A 20,321-nucleotide genomic window follows, 5' to 3' on the forward strand; every position below is an offset into this window, starting at 1 on the left:
GGGAATGTGTGGCTGCCAAGGTCGTGCAGTGTACAGGACTCATCCGTCCTACGCGCCGCGGCGGTTTATTCCTGTCGCCGGATGGTTCTATGATGGAGTTCAAATCGGGAGTTGGGAGTCAGCGATGCTTTTGCCGTCCATGAAAGATCAGTTCGCTGCGCTGATCGCTGCGCCGTCCGTCAGCTGTACGCAGGCCAGCCTCGATCAAAGCAACCGTCCGGTGATTGATTTACTGGCGACGTGGCTCGGCGATCTGGGTTTTACCTGCGACATCCAGCAGGTCAGCTCCGGCAAATTCAATCTGCTGGCCAGTTTTGGTTCCGGTCCCGGTGGCTTGGTGCTGGCCGGTCACAGCGACACGGTGCCGTTCGATGGTGCGCTGTGGCAGACCGATCCGCTGAAGCTGACCGAAGTCGATGGCCGCTGGGTGGGGCTGGGCAGTTGCGACATGAAGGGCTTTTTCGCGCTGGCCATCGAAGCCGTCATTCCTCTGCTCGATCAGCCGTTCAAACAACCGCTGTTGATCCTCGCTACCTGTGATGAAGAAAGCTCGATGTCCGGCGCCCGCGCCCTGGCCGAAGCCGGGCGTCCGCTGGGTCGTGCGGCGGTGATCGGCGAGCCGACCGGGCTCAAGCCGATCCGCATGCACAAAGGCATCATGATGGAGCGCATCGACATCCTTGGTCAGAGCGGCCACTCCTCGGATCCGCGCCTCGGCCACAGCGCCCTCGAAGCCATGCACGATGCCATCGGTGAGCTGCGCGGTTTGCGGTTGGCGTGGCAGCGTGAGTTCCGTAATCCACAGTTCAGTGTGCCGATGCCGACCCTGAATTTCGGCTGCATCCATGGCGGCGATAACCCCAACCGTATTTGCGGTCAGTGTTCGCTGGAGTTTGATCTGCGCCCGTTGCCGGGCATGGACCCCAATGCCCTGCGCGCGGAGATTCTGCAGAAGCTCAAGCCCATTGCCGAGTGGCATCAGGTGAAGATCGATTACGCGCCGCTGTTCCCCGAAGTGCCGCCGTTCGAGCAGGCTGAGGACGCCGAATTGGTCCGGGTCGCGGAAAAGCTCACCGGCCATCGTGCCGAAGCAGTGGCGTTCGGCACCGAAGCGCCTTATCTTCAGCGTCTTGGCTGCGAAACCCTGGTGCTCGGCCCTGGCGACATCGCCTGTGCGCACCAACCGGGGGAATACCTCGAAATGTCACGTTTGCAGCCTACGGTGCATCTATTACGTCAACTGATTGAACATTACTGCCTGACACCGGCGCCTCTCGTATAAATCGCCCGTGTCCCAACCCGTATTCATGAGGAGAGCGCGCGTGTCGCCAAGCCTGTTCCGACGATAACCATCAGCCCGCTGTGCGTTTTCTGTTTCGCCCATTTTTTGGCTGCTATTTATTACAGGCCCAGGTTCATGCCCGAATACGTTAATTGGCTTCGTCACGCTTCGCCTTACATCAATGCCCACCGCGATTGCACCTTCGTCGTCATGCTGCCCGGCGACGGCGTGGAGCACCCGAACTTCGGCAATATCGTCCACGACCTGGTGCTGTTGCACAGCTTGGGTGTGCGACTGGTGCTGGTTCACGGTTCCCGTCCGCAAATTGAAACCCGCCTGGCTGCGCGCGGCCTGACCCCGCATTACCACCACGGGATGCGCATCACCGATGCCGCGACGCTGGAGTGTGTGATCGATGCGGTGGGTCAGCTGCGTATCGCCATCGAAGCGCGGCTGTCCATGGACATGGCTTCATCGCCAATGCAGGGCTCGCGCCTGCGAGTGGCCAGCGGCAATCTGGTCACGGCGCGGCCGATCGGCGTGCTCGAAGGTGTCGACTATCACCACACCGGCGAAGTGCGTCGGGTCGACCGCAAGGGCATCAATCGTCTGCTGGATGAACGCTCCATCGTGCTGTTGTCGCCACTGGGTTACTCGCCGACCGGTGAGATTTTCAACCTCGCCTGCGAAGACGTCGCCACCCGCGCCGCCATCGATCTGGGGGCGGACAAGCTGCTGTTGTTCGGCGCCGACCTGGGGCTGATCGATGAAAATGGTCGTCTGGTTCGTGAGTTGCGCCCGCAACAAGTGCCGGCGCATCTGCAGCGCCTGGGCAGCAACTATCAGGCTGAGCTGTTGGATGCGGCCGCTGAGGCCTGCCGTGGTGGCGTGGCTCGCAGTCATATCGTCAGCTACGCCGAAGACGGCGCGCTGCTGACCGAACTGTTCACCCGTGACGGTGGCGGTACGCTGGTGGCCCAGGAGCAATTTGAGGTTGTGCGCGAAGCGGCAATCGAAGACGTCGGTGGTTTGCTGGACTTGATCAGCCCGCTGGAAGAGCAGGGCATTCTGGTGCGCCGTTCCCGTGAGGTGCTGGAGCGTGAGATCGAGCAGTTCAGTGTGGTCGAACGCGAAGGCATGATCATCGCGTGTGCGGCGCTGTATCAGATTGCTGATTCGGATGCGGGCGAGTTGGCGTGTCTGGCGGTGAACCCGGAGTATCGCCATGGCGGTCGTGGTGATGAGTTGCTGGAGCGCATCGAAACCCGCGCCCGGGCGCAGGGGCTGAAAACCTTGTTCGTCCTGACGACCCGGACCGCTCACTGGTTTCGCGAGCGTGGGTTCGTGCCGAGCAGCGTAGAGCGCCTGCCGTCGGCGCGGGCGTCGCTGTACAACTATCAGCGTAATTCGAAGATCTTCGAAAAAACCCTGTAACCGCAAGTTTTTGTGGCGAGGGAGCTTGCTCCCGCTGGGTTGCGAAGCGGCCCCAAAACCGGTCGATGCGGTGTGCCTGACAGAACCGTATCGCTGATACAGGGAGTCCTTCGGCCTCCAGCGGGAGCAAGCTCCCTCGCCACAGGTTTCGCGTCTTATTCCGTGACGTACTTTGTGCTGACATACGGCGAATAATCCGGCAGCACCGTTTCAACCTTCCCTTGTTCCTTCAAGAACTTCGCCGTCTCGCCAATCGCCTTGGCCGTGCCGCCGTCCAGCAGCGCGGTGGTCTGTTGGGCTTTAGCATCCGGGAACGTGGAGCCGGCTAGCAACTCCGGCACATCGACGACATTGGCTCCGGTCAGTTTGGCGATTTTTGCACTGGTACCGAGTCAGCGGTCCTTATGCACAAACGCACCAGCAGCGGCTGCCAGCGGACTTGAACCGAGGTTGCCAATCTGCACATCGCCGGAAGCAATGGCAGTAACCACTTCCTGGCCGCTATTGAAACGACGCCAGTCAATTTTCTGGCCTATGGTTTTCTCGTACAGTCCGTCTGCTTGGGGACTTTGCTGGGGTCGATGCCGGTTTGATAACCGATCGTGAGGTTCGCCGCGTGAGCGCCAAAAGATAGTATTAGCGATACACAAACTGTAACAATTGAACCGGATAGTGCGCGTTGGTCGTCATGGCGCTGCCTTTCGATAGGGATTGATCGTGAATTGCGTCAACGCCAATCGATCTAAAAAAAGGCTAACAAATACCCTTTAGGAATTAGCTTATGAGCCGGCGCCCGTGTTCCGGCTCAAGGAGTAGTGCGGAGCTTAATTCCTAAAGGGTATGAAAAAGAATTGGGTGATTCTTTTTGGGTTTATGGCCCGGCAAGGAGCGAATTTACTGGGGATTAGACTATGGTCGTAGACACACAAAGTTACGATTGACTTGTGAGTCACGGTCTGGCGCTAATCGCGCATCTTAGGATCCCGGGCATACGACCCAGGGCCAGGAACACAAGAATTAGAAACGAGAGGAGTGAAACAATGAACAAGTCCACCTTGGCTCTGGGTGTAGCCGTGGCCGTCGGGGTTTTGGCGCAGCAGGCAGGCGCCGCGGGTTTCCTGGAAGACAGCAAAGCTTCCGTCAGTTCCCGCACTATGTATTTCAACAACGATAACCGTGACGGCGGTGCCGATCAGAAAGAGACCGCTGAAGGCCTCAAATTTGATTATCTGTCCGGTTTCACCCAAGGTACTGTCGGCTTCGGTATCGACGCTCAAGCACTGGTCGGTATCCATCTGGACGGCGGCAAGGGGCATCACCCGTACCCGAGCTCATTCTTCCCAAGCGACTCCGATGGTTCGGCGGCGAGTGAGTGGAGCCGCGCGGCAGCTAACGTAAAGGCACGCTTCTCCAAGACCGAGGCCCACTTGGGCGGCGCGTTGCAACCGAACATGCCGATTCTGGTCGCGAACGACAGCCGTGTGCTGCCACAGACCTTTGAGGGTGGCACGATCTCCTCGAAGGAAATCGACAACGTTACCTTCAACGTTGGTCAGTTGGAGCACGCGGCAGGTCGCGCCTCTTCCAACAGCACCGGTCTGGCCGTGGCTGGTGGTACCGAGGAGAGCAACCAGTTCCGTTACGCCGGTGCCGACTGGAAGGTCACCAAAGACCTGACTCTGCAGTACTACCATGCGAATCTGAAGGACTACTACAAACAGGACTTCCTGGGTCTGGTACATGTCTGGCCGATTGGTACCAATCAGTCCTTCAAGACGGACCTGCGCTACTTCGATAGCGGTTCCGATGGCAAGAACGGCGATGCGGGCTATCAGTTCAACAACAACGGTGGTTACGCCAAGACCCCGGGTGAGGTCGACAACAAGACCTGGAGCGCAATGTTCACCTACACCCTGGGTGGCAACGCGTTCCTGCTGGGTCATCAACGCGTCAATGATGACGGCGGTTTCGTCTACCTGAACCAGGGTAGCGTTGTGAATGACAACCGTCGCAGCGAAGAAGCGGGTGGCGCGAGCTTCTACCTGTTCACCGATTCCATGATCAACGGCTTTGTCCGGGCCGGTGAAAACACCACGTTCGGTCAGTACTCCTACGACTTCGCTGCGTTGGGTGTGCCAGGTCTGAAAGCCTCGGCCGCCTACCTGTATGGCGATAACATCAAGGCCAAAAACGGTACCAGCCCTGATCAGTCCGAGTGGGAACGCGACCTGCGTGTGGACTACACCATCCAGCAAGGCGTACTCAAAGGCTTCGGCACAACACTGCGTCATGGCACTTACCGTGGTAGCGATACCGGTATCGCCAGCCAGGACCAGACCCGTCTGATCTTCAACTACACCTACAGCTTCTTGTAATAGCTGTCAGAAAAAGCCTCGCCTGCCGGCGAGGTTTTTTTTGTGTTTTTCTTAATATTCCAAAAAGAGCTTACATAGTAATTTTTTATTCTTTTTAGCTTTTAAGACAAACGCCTAAAGTGGGTGGCTTAAGAGCCGATACCTTGTGTCCCGACTCAGAGTAATAACGCGAAGCTATATTCCTGAATGGCATGAAAAATGATGAAATAATTCTTTTTGTGTTTATTATGCGGGCCAAAATCACAAGGGTCAGGCCATCTCCGTAATCATACGGTCTGGCACTCACCGAGCATTTCAGGATCCAGGGCATTCGACCCAGGACCTCAAAAATTAGAAACGATAGGAGCGAAACAAATGAACAAGTCCACCTTGGCCCTGGCTGTGGCCGTAGGGGTTTTGGCGCAGCAGGCAGGCGCCGCCGGTTTCATCGAAGACAGCAAAGCTACTTTGGGGCTGCGTAACTTCTACATCAACACGGATTACCGTGACGGCACTGCCGATCCAAGCAGAAACGAAGAGTGGGGCCAAGGCTTCGATCTGCGCTTCACTTCCGGTTATACCCAAGGCACTGTCGGCTTCGGTATCGACGCCATCGGCCTGCTGGGTGTGCGTCTGGATTCGGGCGGCGGCACTAATGGCAACGTTACCGCCAATGGCTCCCCTGGTCCCGCTTATGGCGGCACTGTTTTCCCAAGCGAGTCCAACGGCCAAGCGGTGGATAACTTCTCCAGCCTGGGCCTGACTGCCAAAGCCAAGATCTCCCAGACTGAACTGAAGCTGGGTACCCTGCAGCCGAAGAACCCGGTAATCGTGACCAACGACGGTCGTCTGCTGCCACAAACCTTCCAGGGTGGCCAGATCACTTCGGGCGAGATCAAGGACCTTACACTGGTCGGTGGTCAGATCGAGCACGCCAAGGGCCGTAACTCCAGCAACAACGAAGAGTTGTCGATTGCTGGTGCGAACACGCGCGGTACTAGCTTCCGTGACAGCAACAAGTTCATCTACGGTGGCGGTGACTACAAAATCACCAAAGACCTGACTGCCCAGTACTACTACGGCAACCTGGAAGATTTCTACAAGCAGCACTTCCTGGGTCTGGTTCACAACTGGGCAATCGGCCCGGGCGTTCTGAAATCCGACCTGCGCTACTTCAACAGCCGGGATGACGGTGCCAACGGTCACGACGCCAACTACTTCACCTCTGGCAACTACAATGCGCCAAACGGTAAAGGCAAGGTCGACAACAACCTGTATAGCGGCCTGTTCCTGTATACCGTTGCCGGCCACACCTTCGGCGGCGGCTATCAGGTCAGCAACGGTAGCAGCGACTTCCCTTACTTGAACCAGGGTGACGGCGCTTCGGCTTACCTGACTACCGACATGCAGATCCAGAAGTTCGCCCGTGCCGGCGAGCGCACTTGGCAAGCACGCTACTCGTATGACTTTGCCAAGGTCGGTGTACCAGGTCTGACGGCCGGTCTGATCTACCTGAAAGGTGATGACATTGATACCGTCAACGCTCGCGGTGGCGAGTTGGCTAACGGTGCTTCCGAGTGGGAACGCGACCTGACTCTGGGTTACGTCGTACCAGAAGGCCCGCTGAAAAACCTTGGTGTCATGTGGAAAAACGCTATGTGGCGTACCGACCTGCCGAGCACTCGTTCGCAGGACGAAAACCGCCTGATCGTCAGCTACTCGATCCCGCTGCTGTAATAGCGCTCGCGTAACCGCTGAAAAAAAGCCCCGCCCGGCATCTCGCCGGGCGGGGCTTTTGCGTTTTCAAGTCAGGCTCACCCCCGTAAACCCTCCTCGAAATTTCCCTCTTTGTGCAGCAACTCAAGGCCTTCTCGAACCTTGTGAGCGATAGTCCTCCCGATCATCGCCGAGGTCCAATGAACACATTTTTAATATTCAATTACGATCTAAGTAAATCGATATCTATTCTTTTTAATGAATAAGAAATGCAGGCACAGTTGACCTCAACAAGCACTCACCAGGAGCAGCACCATGAGCCTCAGACTGGGCGATATCGCCCCCGACTTTGAACAGGATTCCAGCGCCGGCACCCTCCGTTTCCACGAATGGCTGGGCGATAGCTGGGGCGTGCTGTTTTCCCACCCGGCGGACTTCACCCCGGTGTGCACCACCGAGTTGGGCTTCACTGCCAAGCTCAAGGACGAGTTTGCGCAGCGCGGCGTGAAAGCCATCGCCTTGTCGGTTGATCCGGTGGACTCGCACCACAAGTGGATCGAAGACATCAACGAAACCCAGAACACCCTCGTCAACTTCCCCATCCTCGCCGACGCCGACCGCAAGGTCTCGGACCTCTACGACCTGATCCATCCCAATGCCAACGACACCCTGACCGTGCGTTCGCTGTTCGTGATCGACCCGAACAAAAAGGTTCGGCTGACCATCACCTACCCGGCGAGCACCGGCCGTAACTTCCATGAAATTCTGCGCGTGATCGATTCGCTGCAACTTACCGACAACTACAAGGTGGCCACCCCGGCCAACTGGCAGGACGGTGATGAAGTAGTGATCGTGCCGTCGCTCAAGGACGAAGACGAAATCAAGAAGCGCTTTCCCAAGGGCTATCGCGCGGTGAAACCGTACCTGCGCCTGACGCCGCAACCGAATCGCTAAGTCATCAACATTTACGGTGTGGCTGATGCCGCCATCGCGAGCAGGCTCACTCCTACAGGGGGAGTGCATCTCAAATGTAGGAGTGAGCCTGCTCGCGATGGCGTAAGTCCGACCACTACAGAACCACGATGCAGGGGATTTCAGGCCGTTTCGACGGCCTTTTTTTTCGCCCGGAAAAGGCAATTGCATATCTCTAAAACGCATAACCAAATGAATAAATATGATTTATAGATATAACAATCACCTGTTAAGGTCACTTCCATCAAGGCGAGATCGCAAACTGCGAATCGCCAACACCGTTCAAGGAATCGTCTGAATGCTGGTCGTCTCACTCGGTGGCAGTCCCAGCCAACGCTCCCGTTCCGGGGTGCTGCTGGAGCGCTCCCAACGCTGGTTGCAGGAGCAAGGTGTAGAAGTGGTGAGTTACCAGGTGCGGGACTTCCCGGCCGAAGACTTGCTGCATGCACGCTTCGACAGCCCGAAGGTGATCGACCTGCTGCAACAGATTGAAAACGCCGATGGCCTGCTGATCGCAACGCCGGTCTACAAAGCGTCGTTCTCCGGCGCATTGAAAACCGTGCTGGACCTGCTGCCCGAGCGTGCCCTGGCCCACAAGGTGGTTTTGCCAATGGCCACCGGCGGCAGCATCGCTCACATGTTGGCGGTGGATTACGCACTCAAGCCAGTACTGTCGGCGTTGAAAGCCCAGGAAATGCTTCACGGGATTTTCGCCGTAGACAGCCAGATCGCTTACGGCGAAGGTAGCGTCCAGGCGCAGTTGGCACCGGAGCTGGAAGAAAGACTGAATGAATCACTGGAGCTGTTTTTCAGCGCCATGGCCCGACGGCCCAAGCCGATCGATCCGAACCTGTTGAATGAACGTTTGTTGAGTGCTCGCTGGAGCATTTAAGCCTTACCCCAATTTGAAGTACTCACCTTACTCAGCCGCCAACGGCCAAGCAGGTGCAGCCAAAACCCAACTGCAAAAAGGAGAGCGCCATGCGCACTGTCATTTTGCGTCGTGGTCTGGTCGCTCTGTTTGCTGCGGCTGTAACCTTCGGCGCCATTACTCAAGCTCAAGCCGAGACGCTAAGAATCGGTTATCAGAAGTACGGCACTTTAGTGCTGCTCAAAGCCAAAGGCACACTCGAAAAACGCCTCGCCGCCCAAGGCGTGGACGTGCAATGGACTGAATTCCCCGGCGGCCCGCAACTGCTCGAAGGCCTGAACGTCGGCTCCATCGACTTCGGCGTTACGGGTGAAACGCCACCGGTATTCGCTCAAGCAGCCGGCGCCGATCTGCTCTACGTCGCCTACGAACCACCAGCGCCACACAGCGAAGCGATCCTGGTGCCGAAGGACTCGGCGATCAAATCGGTGCAGGACCTCAAGGGCAAGAAAGTCGTCCTGAACAAAGGCTCCAACGTGCACTACCTGTTGGTCCGCGCACTGGAAGATGCCGGCCTCAAATACACCGACATCCAGACCGTATTCCTGCCGCCGGCCGATGCCCGCGCTGCGTTCGAACGTGGCAGCGTCGATGCCTGGGTGATCTGGGACCCGTACCAGGCCGCCGCCGAACAACAGCTGCAGGCACGCACCCTGCGCGATGGCCAAGGCATCGTCGACAACCATCAGTTCTACCTCGCTACCAAGCCTTATGCGCAGAAAAATCGGGAGGTGATCAAGACTCTGGTGGAAGAAGTGCGCGCCGTGGGCGAATGGTCCAAGGCCAATCCTGAAGACGTGACCAAACAAGTCTCGCCACTGATTGGCCTGCCAGCGGACATCACCCTGACCTCGATGAAACGCCAGGGCTACGGTGCGCTGTTCCTCACGCCTGAAGTGGTCGCCGCGCAACAGAAAATTGCTGACACCTTCTATCAGCTCAAGCTGATTCCAAAGCCGCTGAGCATCAAAGACGTGATCTGGACGCCACCGGCGGCCGTTGCCCAAGCGCAGTAATTTGATTTCCTAAGGAGTCCACTCCATGAGCCTCAATATCTTCTGGTTCCTGCCTACCCACGGCGACGGCCATTACCTTGGCACCGCCGAAGGCGCTCGCGCCGTCGACCACGGTTATCTGCAACAAGTCGCGCAAGCGGCGGATCGTCTGGGCTTCGGCGGGGTGCTGATTCCTACGGGTCGCTCTTGCGAAGACTCGTGGCTGGTGGCCGCGTCGCTGATCCCGGTGACCCAGCGTTTGAAATTCCTCGTCGCCCTGCGCCCCGGGATCATTTCCCCGACGGTGGCAGCGCGTCAGGCCGCGACGCTGGATCGCCTGTCCGGCGGCCGTGCGTTGTTCAACCTGGTAACCGGCGGTGATCCGGAAGAATTGGCCGGCGACGGTTTGTTCCTGACCCACGAAGAGCGCTATCAAGCCTCGGTGGAATTCACCCGCATCTGGCGCCGCGTGCTGGAAGGCGAAACCGTCGATTACGACGGTCAGCACATCAGCGTGAAGGGCGCGAAGTTGCTCTACCCGCCGATTCAGCAACCGCGTCCGCCCCTGTACTTCGGCGGTTCTTCGGAAGCGGCGCAAGACCTCGCGGCAGAGCAGGTCGAAATGGTCCTGACCTGGGGCGAACCACCGGCCGCGGTTGCGGAAAAAATCGAACAGGTTCGAGCCAAAGCGGCAAAGCTCGGTCGCACCGTGCGCTTCGGCATTCGCTTGCATGTGATCGTTCGTGAAACCAATGCCGAAGCCTGGCAAGCGGCGGATCGGCTGATCTCTCATCTGGACGACGACACCATCGCTCGCGCCCAGGCTTCTCTGGCGCGCTTCGACTCGGTCGGTCAGCAACGCATGGCCGCGCTGCATGGCGGCAGCCGCGACAACCTGGAAGTCAGCCCCAATCTGTGGGCCGGCGTCGGCCTGGTGCGTGGCGGTGCCGGTACAGCATTGGTGGGCGATGGTCCAACTGTGGCCGCCCGCGTGAAGGAATACGCGGACCTGGGCATCGACACGTTCATCTTCTCCGGTTACCCACACCTGGAAGAGTCGTACCGCGTCGCCGAATTGCTGTTCCCGCACTTGGACATCGAACGTCCGGAGTTGCCGAAAAGCGCCGGTTACGTCAGCCCGTTTGGTGAGATGGTCGCCAACGACATCCTCCCCAAAGCCGCGTCGCAGAGCTGAGGCGCGCCATGAAGAAACTTATCCATAACCTTGCGCCCTGGGCGTTGCCGGTGTTGCTGCTGGCGGTGTGGCAGTTGTCGGTGTCGGCGGGCTGGTTGTCGACACGGATTCTGCCGGCGCCAATTGCCGTCATCGAAGCCGGCGTCAGCCTGGTGCGCAGCGGTGAAATCTGGACGCACCTGGCGATCAGCGGTTGGCGTGCAGCGCTGGGTTTCGCCATCGGCGGCAGCATCGGTCTGACCTTGGGCTTCATCACCGGCCTGTCGAAATGGGGCGAACGCCTGCTCGACAGTTCGGTGCAGATGATCCGCAACGTGCCGCACCTGGCGCTGATTCCACTGGTGATCCTGTGGTTTGGCATCGATGAGTCGGCGAAGATTTTCCTGGTGGCATTGGGCACGTTGTTCCCGATCTACCTCAACACCTATCACGGCATCCGCAACGTCGATCCGGCGCTGGTGGAAATGTCCCGCAGTTATGGCTTGTCCGGTTTCAGCCTGTTCCGTCAGGTGATTCTGCCGGGCGCGCTGCCTTCGATTCTGGTCGGCGTGCGGTTCGCGCTGGGCTTCATGTGGTTGACGTTGATCGTCGCGGAAACCATTTCCGCCAGCTCCGGCATCGGCTACCTGGCAATGAATGCCCGGGAGTTCTTGCAGACCGACGTGGTGGTGCTGGCGATTCTCTTGTACGCCGTGCTCGGCAAACTCGCCGACCTCGCGGCCCGTGGACTTGAACGCGTGTGGTTGCGCTGGCACCCGGCCTATCAGGTTGTTAAAGGAGGTGCGGCATGACGGCTCAACAACCTCCACGCCTGCTGCGCGGGATTCCGCTGGCGGTACGCAAACTGCAAAAAACCTTCGGTGCGCGGCAGGTGCTGCGTGATATCGACCTGCACATCCCGGCCGGTCAGTTTGTCGCCGTGGTCGGTCGTAGCGGTTGCGGCAAAAGTACCTTGCTGCGCTTGCTCGCCGGTCTCGACAAACCCACGGGCGGTGAATTGCTGGCCGGTTCCGCGCCGCTGAGTGAGGCGCGGCAAGACACCCGATTGATGTTCCAGGAAGCACGCCTGCTGCCATGGAAAAAGGTCATCGACAACGTCGGCCTCGGGCTGAAGGGCAATTGGCGGCCACAAGCGCTGGAAGCCCTGGAGTCGGTCGGTCTGGCCGACCGCGCCAATGAATGGCCGGCCGCCTTGTCCGGCGGGCAAAAGCAACGTGTGGCCCTGGCCCGCGCGCTGATCCATCAACCGCGTTTGCTGTTGCTGGATGAACCGCTGGGCGCGCTGGATGCACTGACCCGAATTGAAATGCAGCAGCTGATCGAACGGCTCTGGCAGAAGCACGGTTTCACCGTGTTGCTGGTCACCCACGACGTCAGTGAAGCGGTGTCGATTGCCGATCGGGTGATCCTGATCGAAGAGGGCGAAGTCGGCCTCGACCTGCACGTTGAGCTGCCGCGCCCTCGGGTTCGTGGCTCCCATCGGCTGGCGGCGCTGGAAACCGAAGTCCTCAATCGCGTGCTGGCGTTGCCCGGCGAACCGCCGGCACCAGAACCTGTTTCACCATTGCCTACGCAATTGCGTTGGGCTCAATAACTCAAGCCTTATCCAACGACAGGAATCAACATCATGACGATCAAAGCCATCAACGTTCGTAACCAGTTCAAAGGCTCCATCAAGGAAATCGTACTCGGCGACGTGCTGTCCGAAATCGACGTGCAGACCGCTTCCGGCATCGTCACCTCGGTGATCACCACTCGTTCGGTGAAAGAGCTGGAGCTGGTGGTCGGCAGCGAAGTGATCGCGTTTGTGAAATCCACCGAGGTGTCGATCGCCAAGTTGTAAGCGCGTGCGCAAACAACGACCCCGAAGGGTGTAAGCCCTTCGGGGTTTTTTATGCGTGTTTTCCGGTAAATCAGCGGTGCGGCTATCGCGAGCAGGCCGGGATGGTCAGCGAATAATCAAACGGTGCGCTTGGGCAGGTACGGCGGCAAATACAGCCCAAGATAAGCATCAAACACCCGCATCCCTTCTTCAGCCATGCGTGGGGTGATCTGTCCGTGTTGTTGCACCGAGCGCGCATAGACGCGGTCGCCGAGCTCCATGGCCAGGGCAAACACATCGACATCGTTCGGCAGCGTCGGCAACTCGAAGTGATGATCGAAGAGTTTGTGCATCAGGTCGCCGAGTTCGATGTCGTGCTGACGGTCGGCCTGGGTGACTTCGGTCAACCCGTGCTGGGCAAGAATGAGCTGGCGGGCGGCGGCGTCTTCGCTGTAGATCGCGAGCATGCGTTGCTCCACCAGTCGCGACAGATCGCGCCAGCCGTTGAGGGCTTCGTGGTCGATGGGCGCTTGCAGGCAGGCACGGAACGCAGCATGGACATCGGCTGTCAGGGCTTCGAGCAGCGCCGGGACGCTGGCAAAGAAGTGGTAGACGGAGGAGGGCGGGATCTCTGCGCGTTCGGCGACGCTATAGATCGACAGACTGGCCACGCCCTCGGCAGCCAGCAGCGTGCGGGCGGCATCGAGTATTGAATCGATCCGGGCCTGGCTGCGAGCGCGGGGTTTGCGAATGGTGGCGGTGCGCGTCATTGAAGTCTCCTGCGGGGCAGCGGGCATTGTACGCAGAGCGGGCAGATGTTCCATATCCCCTGTGGTGCCTGCAGTCCCCTGTGGCGAGGGAGCTTGCTCCCGCTGGTTCGCGAAGCGACCCCAAAACGGTCGATGCGGTGTGCCTGACAGAACCGCATTTCGGATTAAAGGAGTCCTTCGGCCTCCAGCGGGAGCAAGCTCCCTCGCCACAGGGAGAGGTGGCGGTCATAAAAAAACGCCATCGGCCTTGGCGACCGATGGCGTTGTTTTTACTGCAACCGCTTACACGGTATGCAGGTACCAGTTGTACTCGAGGTCGGAGATGGAGTGTTCGAACTCCTCCAGCTCGCTCTCTTTACACGCGACGAAGATATCGATGTATTTCGGATCGATGTACTTGGCCATGACTTCGCTGTCGTCCAGCTCGCGCAATGCATCGCGCAGGTTGTTCGGCAGGCTTTGCTCGTTCTGCTCGTAGGAGTTGCCTTCCACGGGTGCGCCCGGCTCGATCTTGTTGGTCAGGCCGTGGTGCACGCCTGCCAGGACCGAAGCCATCAGCAGGTACGGGTTGGCATCGGCACCGGCAACACGGTGTTCCAGACGGACCGCGTCGGCGGAACCGGTTGGCACACGTACCGCAACAGTACGGTTGTCCAGACCCCAGCACGGTGCATTCGGCACGTAGAACTGTGCGCCGAAACGACGGTAGGAGTTGACGTTCGGGCAGAGGAAAGCCATCTGCGCCGGTAGGGTCTCGAGCACACCGCCGATCGCGTGACGCAGTGCGGCGTTCTGCTCGGGATCCTCACTGGCAAAAATGTTTTTGCCGTCTTTATCAAGAATCGAGATGTGGACGTGCAGACCGTTGCCCGCCTGGCCCGGGTAAGGCTTGGCCATGAAGGTGGTGTCCATTTCATGGTCGTAGGCGATGTTTTTGATCAGACGCTTGAGCAGGACCGCGTAGTCGCAGGCCTTGATCGGGTCGGCAACGTGGTGCAGGTTCACTTCGAACTGCGCCGGGGCACTTTCCTTGACGATCGCGTCGGCAGGGATGCCTTGCTCTTTCGCACCTTCCAGAATGTCCTGGAGGCAGTCGACGTATTCGTCGAGGTCGTCGATCAGGTAAACCTGTGTCGAATGCGGGCGTTTGCCGGAGATCGGCGAGCGAGGCGGTTGTGGGCGACCGTTTACGTTCTCCTGGTCGATCAGGTAGAACTCCAGTTCGAACGCGGCGCAGATGGTCAGACCCATCTCGTCGAACTTGGCAACAACTTGACGCAGAACTTCACGGGGATCCGCGAAGAAAGGTTCACCTTCAAGTTCGTGCATGGTCATTAACAGTTGCGCGGTAGGGCGCTTCTGCCAAGGCTCATTGCACAGGGTGTCAGGGATTGGATAGCAGATTCGGTCAGCATCGCCGATGTCCAGGCCCAGGCCGGTGCTTTCCACCGTCGAGCCATTGATATCCAGAGCAAATAGAGAGGCCGGCAGGTTGATGCCTTTCTCGTAAACCTTGTGGAGGCTGGTGCGTTCAATGCGCTTGCCGCGCACCACACCATTCATATCCGCAATCAGAAGGTCAACGTACAGAACCTCAGGATGTTCCTTAAGGAACGCGTTCGCTTCGTTAAGCTGAACGGCACGCGGGGGTACCGACATGATGCAACACCTTTGTTGTTAAAAATATCAATCATTGATCTCTTCGGATTCCAGTCAACCCGAACGGCATGCCGAAGTCAAGCGAGGCCTTTTTTGCCCTAAAAAAGCACCCTTGGGGCTTTTTTGAGGCACTTTGGGGCGTTTTTATGCCTTTGAGCGCTTTAGCGTCTGCGGGCTTGAGCGGGCCGTGTTGTATTTTTTACGGGGGTGTTGTGTAAAAAAATGAACAAGGCTAAGCTCGATTCAAACCCATAACACCAATAATACCGGGGTGCTTCATGTCTCGCCTGCCGTTAATCGGCGTCACCGCCTGCTCTAAGCAGATCGGTCTGCATGCTTATCACATCAGTGGCGACAAGTACGTCCGCGCCGTGGCCTCAGCGGCCAAGGGCCTGCCGGTGATTCTTCCGTCCCTGGCCGATTTGCTGGCACCGTCCGATATTCTGGACGGTCTGGATGGCATCCTCTTTACAGGCTCTCCTTCCAATATAGAACCGTTTCACTATAGCGGCCCAGCCAGCGCGCCGGGCACTGCTCATGATTCTGCACGCGATGCCACCACCCTCCCGTTGATCCGCGCCGCAGTCGAGGCCGGCATTCCCGTGCTCGGTATTTGCCGCGGCTTCCAGGAAATGAATGTGGCGTTCGGCGGCAGCCTGCATCAAAAAGTCCACGAAGCCGGTCCATTCATGGATCACCGTGAAGACGATAGCCTACCGCTTGAAGGACAGTATGCGCCAAGTCACCCGGTGCACATTCAACCGGGTGGTGTGCTTGCAGGTCTGGGCCTGGCGAGTGAGATACAGGTCAATTCGATTCATGGTCAGGGCGTTGAACGTCTGGCGCCGGGCCTTTGCGTCGAGGCTTTGGCTCCTGACGGGTTGATCGAGGCTGTATCGGTCCCGCAGGGCAATGGTTTTGCTTTAGGAGTGCAATGGCATCCCGAATGGCAGGTAAGCTCAAACCCGGATTACCTTGCGATCTTCCAGGCATTTGGCGATGCCTGCCGTAAGCACGCATTACAACGCGACGCCGATGCGTCAAACAACGCCTGACTTATAAGAGTCAGGAAACTCAGCCTAAGAGGCATTTATGAGTAACAACCTCGACCAGCTCACCGATTGGTTGAAAGACCACAAGATCACAGAAGTCGAATGCATGATCGCCGACTTGACCGGGATCACCCGGGGCAAGATCTCGCCGACCAACAAGTTCATTGCCGAAAAAGGCATGCGCCTGCCCGAGAGCGTTCTGTTGCAGACCGTGACCGGCGACTATGTCGAAGACGACATCTATTACGAACTGCTCGACCCGGCCGACATCGACATGATCTGCCGCCCCGACCAGAACGCGGTATTCCTGGTGCCTTGGGCCATCGAGCCCACCGCTCAGGTGATCCACGACACCTACGACAAGCAAGGCAACCCGATCGAGCTGTCGCCGCGCAACGTACTCAAAAAGGTGCTGAAACTCTATTCCGACAAGGGCTGGCAGCCGATTGTGGCGCCAGAAATGGAGTTCTACCTGACCAAACGCTGCGAAGACCCGGACTTCCCGCTGCAACCGCCGGTTGGCCGTTCCGGTCGCCCGGAAACCGGTCGCCAGTCGTTTTCTATTGAAGCGGCGAACGAATTCGATCCGCTGTTCGAAGACGTCTACGACTGGTGCGAATTGCAGGAGCTGGACCTCGACACGTTGATCCACGAGGACGGCACGGCGCAGATGGAAATCAACTTCCGTCACGGCGATGCCCTGTCCCTGGCCGACCAGATCCTGGTGTTCAAACGGACCATGCGCGAAGCCGCGCTCAAGCACGACGTGGCGGCGACGTTCATGGCCAAGCCCATGACCGGCGAGCCGGGCAGTGCGATGCACTTGCACCAGAGCATCATCGACATGGAGACCGGCAAGAACGTCTTCTCCAACGAAGACGGGACCATGAGCCAGTTGTTCCTGAACCACATCGGTGGTTTGCAGAAACTGATCCCCGAGCTGTTGCCGCTGTTCGCGCCTAACGTCAACTCGTTCCGCCGCTTCCTGCCGGACACTTCGGCACCGGTGAACGTGGAGTGGGGCGAAGAGAACCGCACCGTGGGCCTGCGGGTTCCGGATGCCGGGCCGCAAAACCGTCGGGTGGAAAACCGCCTGCCGGGCGCCGACGCCAACCCGTACCTGGCGATTGCCGCGAGCCTGCTCTGCGGTTACATCGGCATGGTCGAAGGCTTGAACCCGAGTGCGCCGGTGGTGGGCCGTGGCTATGAACGCCGCAACCTGCGCCTGCCACTGACCATCGAAGACGCGCTGGAACGCATGGAACACAGCGCGACCATCGAGAAATACCTGGGCAAGAAATTCATCACTGGCTACGTCGCGGTCAAGCGGGCCGAGCATGAAAACTTCAAGCGCGTGATCAGTTCGTGGGAGCGGGAATTCCTGCTCTTCGCCGTCTGATGCGCCGGGCGCCGCCGTTATTGGGCGGCGCTTTCACCTGATTTTTTTAAGGAGATTCGCATGACCAGCAACAACCCGAAAACCCGTGAATGGCAAACCCTGAGCAACGATCACCACCTGGCCCCGTTCAGCGACTTCAAGCAGCTGAAAGAGAAAGGCCCGCGGATCATCACCAACGCCAAGGGCGTTTACCTCTGGGACAGCGAAGGCAACAAGATCCTCGACGGCATGGCCGGCCTGTGGTGCGTGGCGATCGGTTACGGTCGCGATGAACTGGCCGATGCCGCCAGTAAACAAATGCGCGAATTGCCTTATTACAACCTGTTCTTCCAGACCGCTCACCCGCCGGTGCTGGAACTGGCCAAGGCCATCTCCGACATCGCGCCACAAGGCATGAACCACGTGTTCTTCACCGGTTCCGGCTCTGAAGGCAACGACACCATGCTGCGTATGGTTCGCCACTACTGGGCGATCAAGGGCCAGCCGAAGAAGAAAGTCATCATCAGCCGCAAAAACGGTTATCACGGTTCCACCGTGGCCGGCGCGAGCCTGGGCGGCATGACGTACATGCACGAACAAGGCGACTTGCCGATCCCGGGCATCGTCCACATCGCGCAGCCGTACTGGTTCGCTGAAGGCGGCGAGATGACACCGGAAGAGTTCGGTATCTGGGCGGCCAATCAGCTGGAAGAGAAGATTCTGGAAGTCGGCGTGGACAACGTCGGTGCCTTTATTGCCGAGCCGATCCAGGGTGCCGGCGGCGTGATCATTCCGCCAGACACCTACTGGCCGCGCATCAAGGAAATCCTCGCCAAGTACGACATCCTGTTCGTGGCTGACGAAGTGATCTGTGGTTTCGGCCGTACCGGTGAGTGGTTCGGTAGCGATTTCTACGACCTCAAGCCCGACATGATGACCATCGCCAAAGGCCTGACGTCCGGCTACATCCCGATGGGTGGCCTGATCGTGCGTGACGAAGTGGTGGCGGTGCTCAACGAAGGTGGCGATTTCAACCACGGCTTCACCTATTCCGGGCACCCGGTGGCCGCTGCGGTGGCACTGGAGAACATCCGCATCCTGCGCGAAGAAAAAATTATCGAGCGCGTTCATGCAGAAACGGCACCCTATTTGCAAAAGCGTCTACGGGAACTGAACGATCATCCCCTGGTGGGTGAAGTGCGTGGGGTGGGTCTGCTGGGGGCGATCGAGCTGGTGCAGGACAAGGCCACTCGCAAGCGTTACGAAGGCAAGGGCGCTGGCATGATTTGCCGCACGTTCTGCTTCGAGAACGGCCTGATCATGCGCGCCGTGGGCGACACCATGATCATTGCTCCGCCACTGGTGATTACACCGGCTGAAATCGATGAGTTGGTGACCAAGGCACGCAAGTGTCTGGACCTGACCCTGAGTGCATTGCAGGGCTAAGTGCTAGGCTCTGAGCGGGGTGCGAAGTTCGCATTTCGCTCAGCGCAAACAAAGGATGGGTCTTTCCTTGAAAGCCTGCCTTGGATCTTGCCAGACTACCGGTTGTTCGGGTGCCCGGGAAAGGCCGCTGAACACGTGGTTAAAAAGAAAAATTGGAGCATTACCCATGAAGGCATTAGGTATGAAGATAGCTGGCAAGACCCTCCTCGCCATGTCCCTGATGGGCGTGATGGCGGGCGCAGTTCAGGCGGACGACAAAGTTCTTCACGTGTACAACTGGTCCGATTACATCGCACCGGATACCGTCAAGAAGTTCGAAGCCGAGTCGGGGATCAAGGTTGTTTACGACGTATTCGACAGTAACGAAACCCTGGAGGCCAAGTTGCTGGCAGGCAAGTCCGGCTACGACATCGTCGTACCGTCGAACAACTTCCTGGCCAAGCAGATCAAGGCCGGCGTTTACCAGAAGCTCGACAAGTCCAAGCTGCCTAACTGGAAGAACCTGAACACTGACCTGCTTAAAGCAGTATCGGTGAGCGACCCGGGCAACGAACACGCTTTCCCGTACATGTGGGGTTCGATCGGTATCGGCTTCAACGCCGAGAAGGTCAAGGCTGCACTGGGGGCCGATGCGCCAACCAATTCCTGGGACCTGCTGTTCAAACCTGAAAACGCCGCCAAGTTGAAGTCGTGTGGTATCAGCTTCCTCGATTCGCCAACCGAGATGATTCCGGTGGCGTTGCACTACCTGGGCTATCCAACCGACAGCCAGGACAAAAAACAACTGGCCGAAGCCGAAGCACTGTTCCTGAAGATTCGTCCTTCGGTGGGCTACTTCCACTCGTCCAAGTACATCTCCGACCTGGCCAACGGCAACATCTGCGTGGCCGTGGGTTACTCGGGTGACATCTACCAGGCCAAGTCCCGCGCGGCTGAAGCCGGTGACAAGGTGAAGGTCAGCTACAACATTCCGAAAGAAGGTGCAGGTAGCTTCTACGACATGGTCGCCATCCCTAAAGATGCCGAAAACGTCGAAGGCGCCTACAAGTTCATGACCTTCCTGCAGAAGCCGGAAATCATGGCTGAGATCACCAACGCCGTACGCTTCCCGAACGGTAACGCGGCCGCCACCGCATTGGTCGATAAAGAAATCACCGCCGACCCAGGCATCTACCCGCCAGCGGACGTGCTGGCCAAGCTGTACGCGATTGCCGACTTGCCGGCCGCGACCCAGCGGATCATGACTCGCAGCTGGACCAAGATCAAATCCGGTAAGTAAGTAAAACCCTGTAGCAGCTGCCGCAGGCTGCTACAG

General features: G+C 58.4%; 18 protein-coding genes and 1 pseudogene. 15 read left to right on the forward strand and 4 right to left on the reverse strand.

All coding sequences use genetic code 11. The annotated features are described in order from the left end of the window. Positions 1-124 precede the first annotated feature (124 nt). Together argE and argA are read left to right on the forward strand one after the other, a co-directional pair. Positions 125-1,282 (forward strand): acetylornithine deacetylase, encoded by a 1,158-nt coding sequence (gene argE / locus ACSQ87_RS01995; protein ID WP_223429492.1) that lies wholly within the window; start codon positions 125-127, stop codon positions 1,280-1,282. Positions 1,283-1,417: 135 nt separating this feature from the next. Beyond that, a complete protein-coding gene (gene argA, locus ACSQ87_RS02000) occupies positions 1,418-2,716 on the forward strand; it encodes an amino-acid N-acetyltransferase (protein ID WP_008026003.1) in 1,299 nt (432 codons plus the stop codon). Positions 2,717-2,871: 155 nt separating this feature from the next. Here the strand turns inward: argA and ACSQ87_RS02005 are convergent, their stop codons facing one another. Further along, positions 2,872-3,057: a hypothetical protein gene (locus ACSQ87_RS02005; RefSeq protein ID WP_223429491.1), complete on the reverse strand. Its 186-nt coding sequence runs from the start codon at positions 3,055-3,057 to the stop codon at positions 2,872-2,874. Positions 3,058-3,138: 81 nt separating this feature from the next. Continuing rightward, a pseudogene (gene tauA, locus ACSQ87_RS02010) lies at positions 3,139-3,377 on the reverse strand (taurine ABC transporter substrate-binding protein); the annotation flags it as partial. Between the two features lie 379 nt (positions 3,378-3,756). On the opposite strand from tauA, the gene ACSQ87_RS02015 reads away from it, so the two are divergent. The 9 genes from ACSQ87_RS02015 to ACSQ87_RS02055 all read left to right on the forward strand — a co-directional run bounded on the left by ACSQ87_RS02015 (position 3,757) and on the right by ACSQ87_RS02055 (position 12,722). Beyond that, the gene (locus ACSQ87_RS02015; protein ID WP_223429490.1) at positions 3,757-5,091 is read left to right on the forward strand and encodes an OprD family porin; all 1,335 of its coding nucleotides are present in this window, start codon (positions 3,757-3,759) and stop codon (positions 5,089-5,091) included. Between the two features lie 354 nt (positions 5,092-5,445). After that, positions 5,446-6,807 (forward strand): OprD family porin, encoded by a 1,362-nt coding sequence (locus tag ACSQ87_RS02020; RefSeq protein ID WP_223429489.1) that lies wholly within the window; start codon positions 5,446-5,448, stop codon positions 6,805-6,807. Between the two features lie 294 nt (positions 6,808-7,101). Then, positions 7,102-7,740, forward strand: coding sequence for a peroxiredoxin (locus ACSQ87_RS02025; protein ID WP_129440176.1), 639 nt, complete (start codon positions 7,102-7,104; stop codon positions 7,738-7,740). A gap of 316 nt (positions 7,741-8,056) precedes the next feature. After that, positions 8,057-8,650, forward strand: a complete 594-nt coding sequence (ssuE, locus tag ACSQ87_RS02030; protein ID WP_008150435.1) for an NADPH-dependent FMN reductase — start codon at positions 8,057-8,059, stop codon at positions 8,648-8,650. 89 nt (positions 8,651-8,739) lie between these two features. After that, positions 8,740-9,705 carry a sulfonate ABC transporter substrate-binding protein gene (locus ACSQ87_RS02035; protein WP_436273258.1) on the forward strand — a complete coding sequence of 322 codons (966 nt, stop codon included), beginning with the start codon at positions 8,740-8,742 and terminating at the stop codon, positions 9,703-9,705. Between the two features lie 25 nt (positions 9,706-9,730). Beyond that, positions 9,731-10,879, forward strand: a complete 1,149-nt coding sequence (gene ssuD, locus ACSQ87_RS02040; RefSeq protein ID WP_008026018.1) for an FMNH2-dependent alkanesulfonate monooxygenase — start codon at positions 9,731-9,733, stop codon at positions 10,877-10,879. Between the two features lie 8 nt (positions 10,880-10,887). Next, positions 10,888-11,670, forward strand: a complete 783-nt coding sequence (ssuC, locus tag ACSQ87_RS02045; protein WP_008150441.1) for an aliphatic sulfonate ABC transporter permease SsuC — start codon at positions 10,888-10,890, stop codon at positions 11,668-11,670. Continuing rightward, positions 11,667-12,473, forward strand: a complete 807-nt coding sequence (ssuB, locus tag ACSQ87_RS02050; RefSeq protein ID WP_223429486.1) for an aliphatic sulfonates ABC transporter ATP-binding protein — start codon at positions 11,667-11,669, stop codon at positions 12,471-12,473. Before ssuC ends, ssuB begins: the two co-directional genes overlap by 4 nt. A gap of 33 nt (positions 12,474-12,506) precedes the next feature. Then, positions 12,507-12,722 carry a TOBE domain-containing protein gene (locus ACSQ87_RS02055; protein WP_003229256.1) on the forward strand — a complete coding sequence of 72 codons (216 nt, stop codon included), beginning with the start codon at positions 12,507-12,509 and terminating at the stop codon, positions 12,720-12,722. Between the two features lie 116 nt (positions 12,723-12,838). Here the strand turns inward: ACSQ87_RS02055 and ACSQ87_RS02060 are convergent, their stop codons facing one another. Both ACSQ87_RS02060 and ACSQ87_RS02065 read right to left on the reverse strand, forming a co-directional pair. Beyond that, complete coding sequence (locus tag ACSQ87_RS02060) at positions 12,839-13,471, reverse strand: TetR/AcrR family transcriptional regulator (RefSeq protein WP_436273259.1); 633 nt, start codon at positions 13,469-13,471, stop codon at positions 12,839-12,841. 282 nt (positions 13,472-13,753) lie between these two features. After that, positions 13,754-15,130, reverse strand: coding sequence for a glutamine synthetase family protein (locus ACSQ87_RS02065; protein WP_008150449.1), 1,377 nt, complete (start codon positions 15,128-15,130; stop codon positions 13,754-13,756). A gap of 278 nt (positions 15,131-15,408) precedes the next feature. Between ACSQ87_RS02065 and ACSQ87_RS02070 the strand changes: the two genes are divergently transcribed. The 4 genes from ACSQ87_RS02070 (at position 15,409) to ACSQ87_RS02085 (ending at position 20,285) form a co-directional block, all read left to right on the forward strand. Continuing rightward, the gene (locus tag ACSQ87_RS02070; protein ID WP_436273260.1) at positions 15,409-16,185 is read left to right on the forward strand and encodes a gamma-glutamyl-gamma-aminobutyrate hydrolase family protein; all 777 of its coding nucleotides are present in this window, start codon (positions 15,409-15,411) and stop codon (positions 16,183-16,185) included. 37 nt (positions 16,186-16,222) lie between these two features. Continuing rightward, on the forward strand, positions 16,223-17,581 hold the full coding sequence (locus ACSQ87_RS02075) for a glutamine synthetase family protein (protein WP_436273261.1): 1,359 nt from the start codon (positions 16,223-16,225) through the stop codon (positions 17,579-17,581). Positions 17,582-17,641: 60 nt separating this feature from the next. Next, the gene (locus ACSQ87_RS02080; protein WP_223429483.1) at positions 17,642-19,006 is read left to right on the forward strand and encodes an aspartate aminotransferase family protein; all 1,365 of its coding nucleotides are present in this window, start codon (positions 17,642-17,644) and stop codon (positions 19,004-19,006) included. Positions 19,007-19,187: 181 nt separating this feature from the next. After that, the gene (locus tag ACSQ87_RS02085) at positions 19,188-20,285 is read left to right on the forward strand and encodes a polyamine ABC transporter substrate-binding protein (RefSeq protein ID WP_223429612.1); all 1,098 of its coding nucleotides are present in this window, start codon (positions 19,188-19,190) and stop codon (positions 20,283-20,285) included. Positions 20,286-20,321: the final 36 nt, after the last annotated feature.

Source organism: Pseudomonas sp. LjRoot277 (assembly GCF_964253845.1).
In the GTDB taxonomy this organism is placed as follows: Bacteria; Pseudomonadota; Gammaproteobacteria; order Pseudomonadales; family Pseudomonadaceae; genus Aquipseudomonas.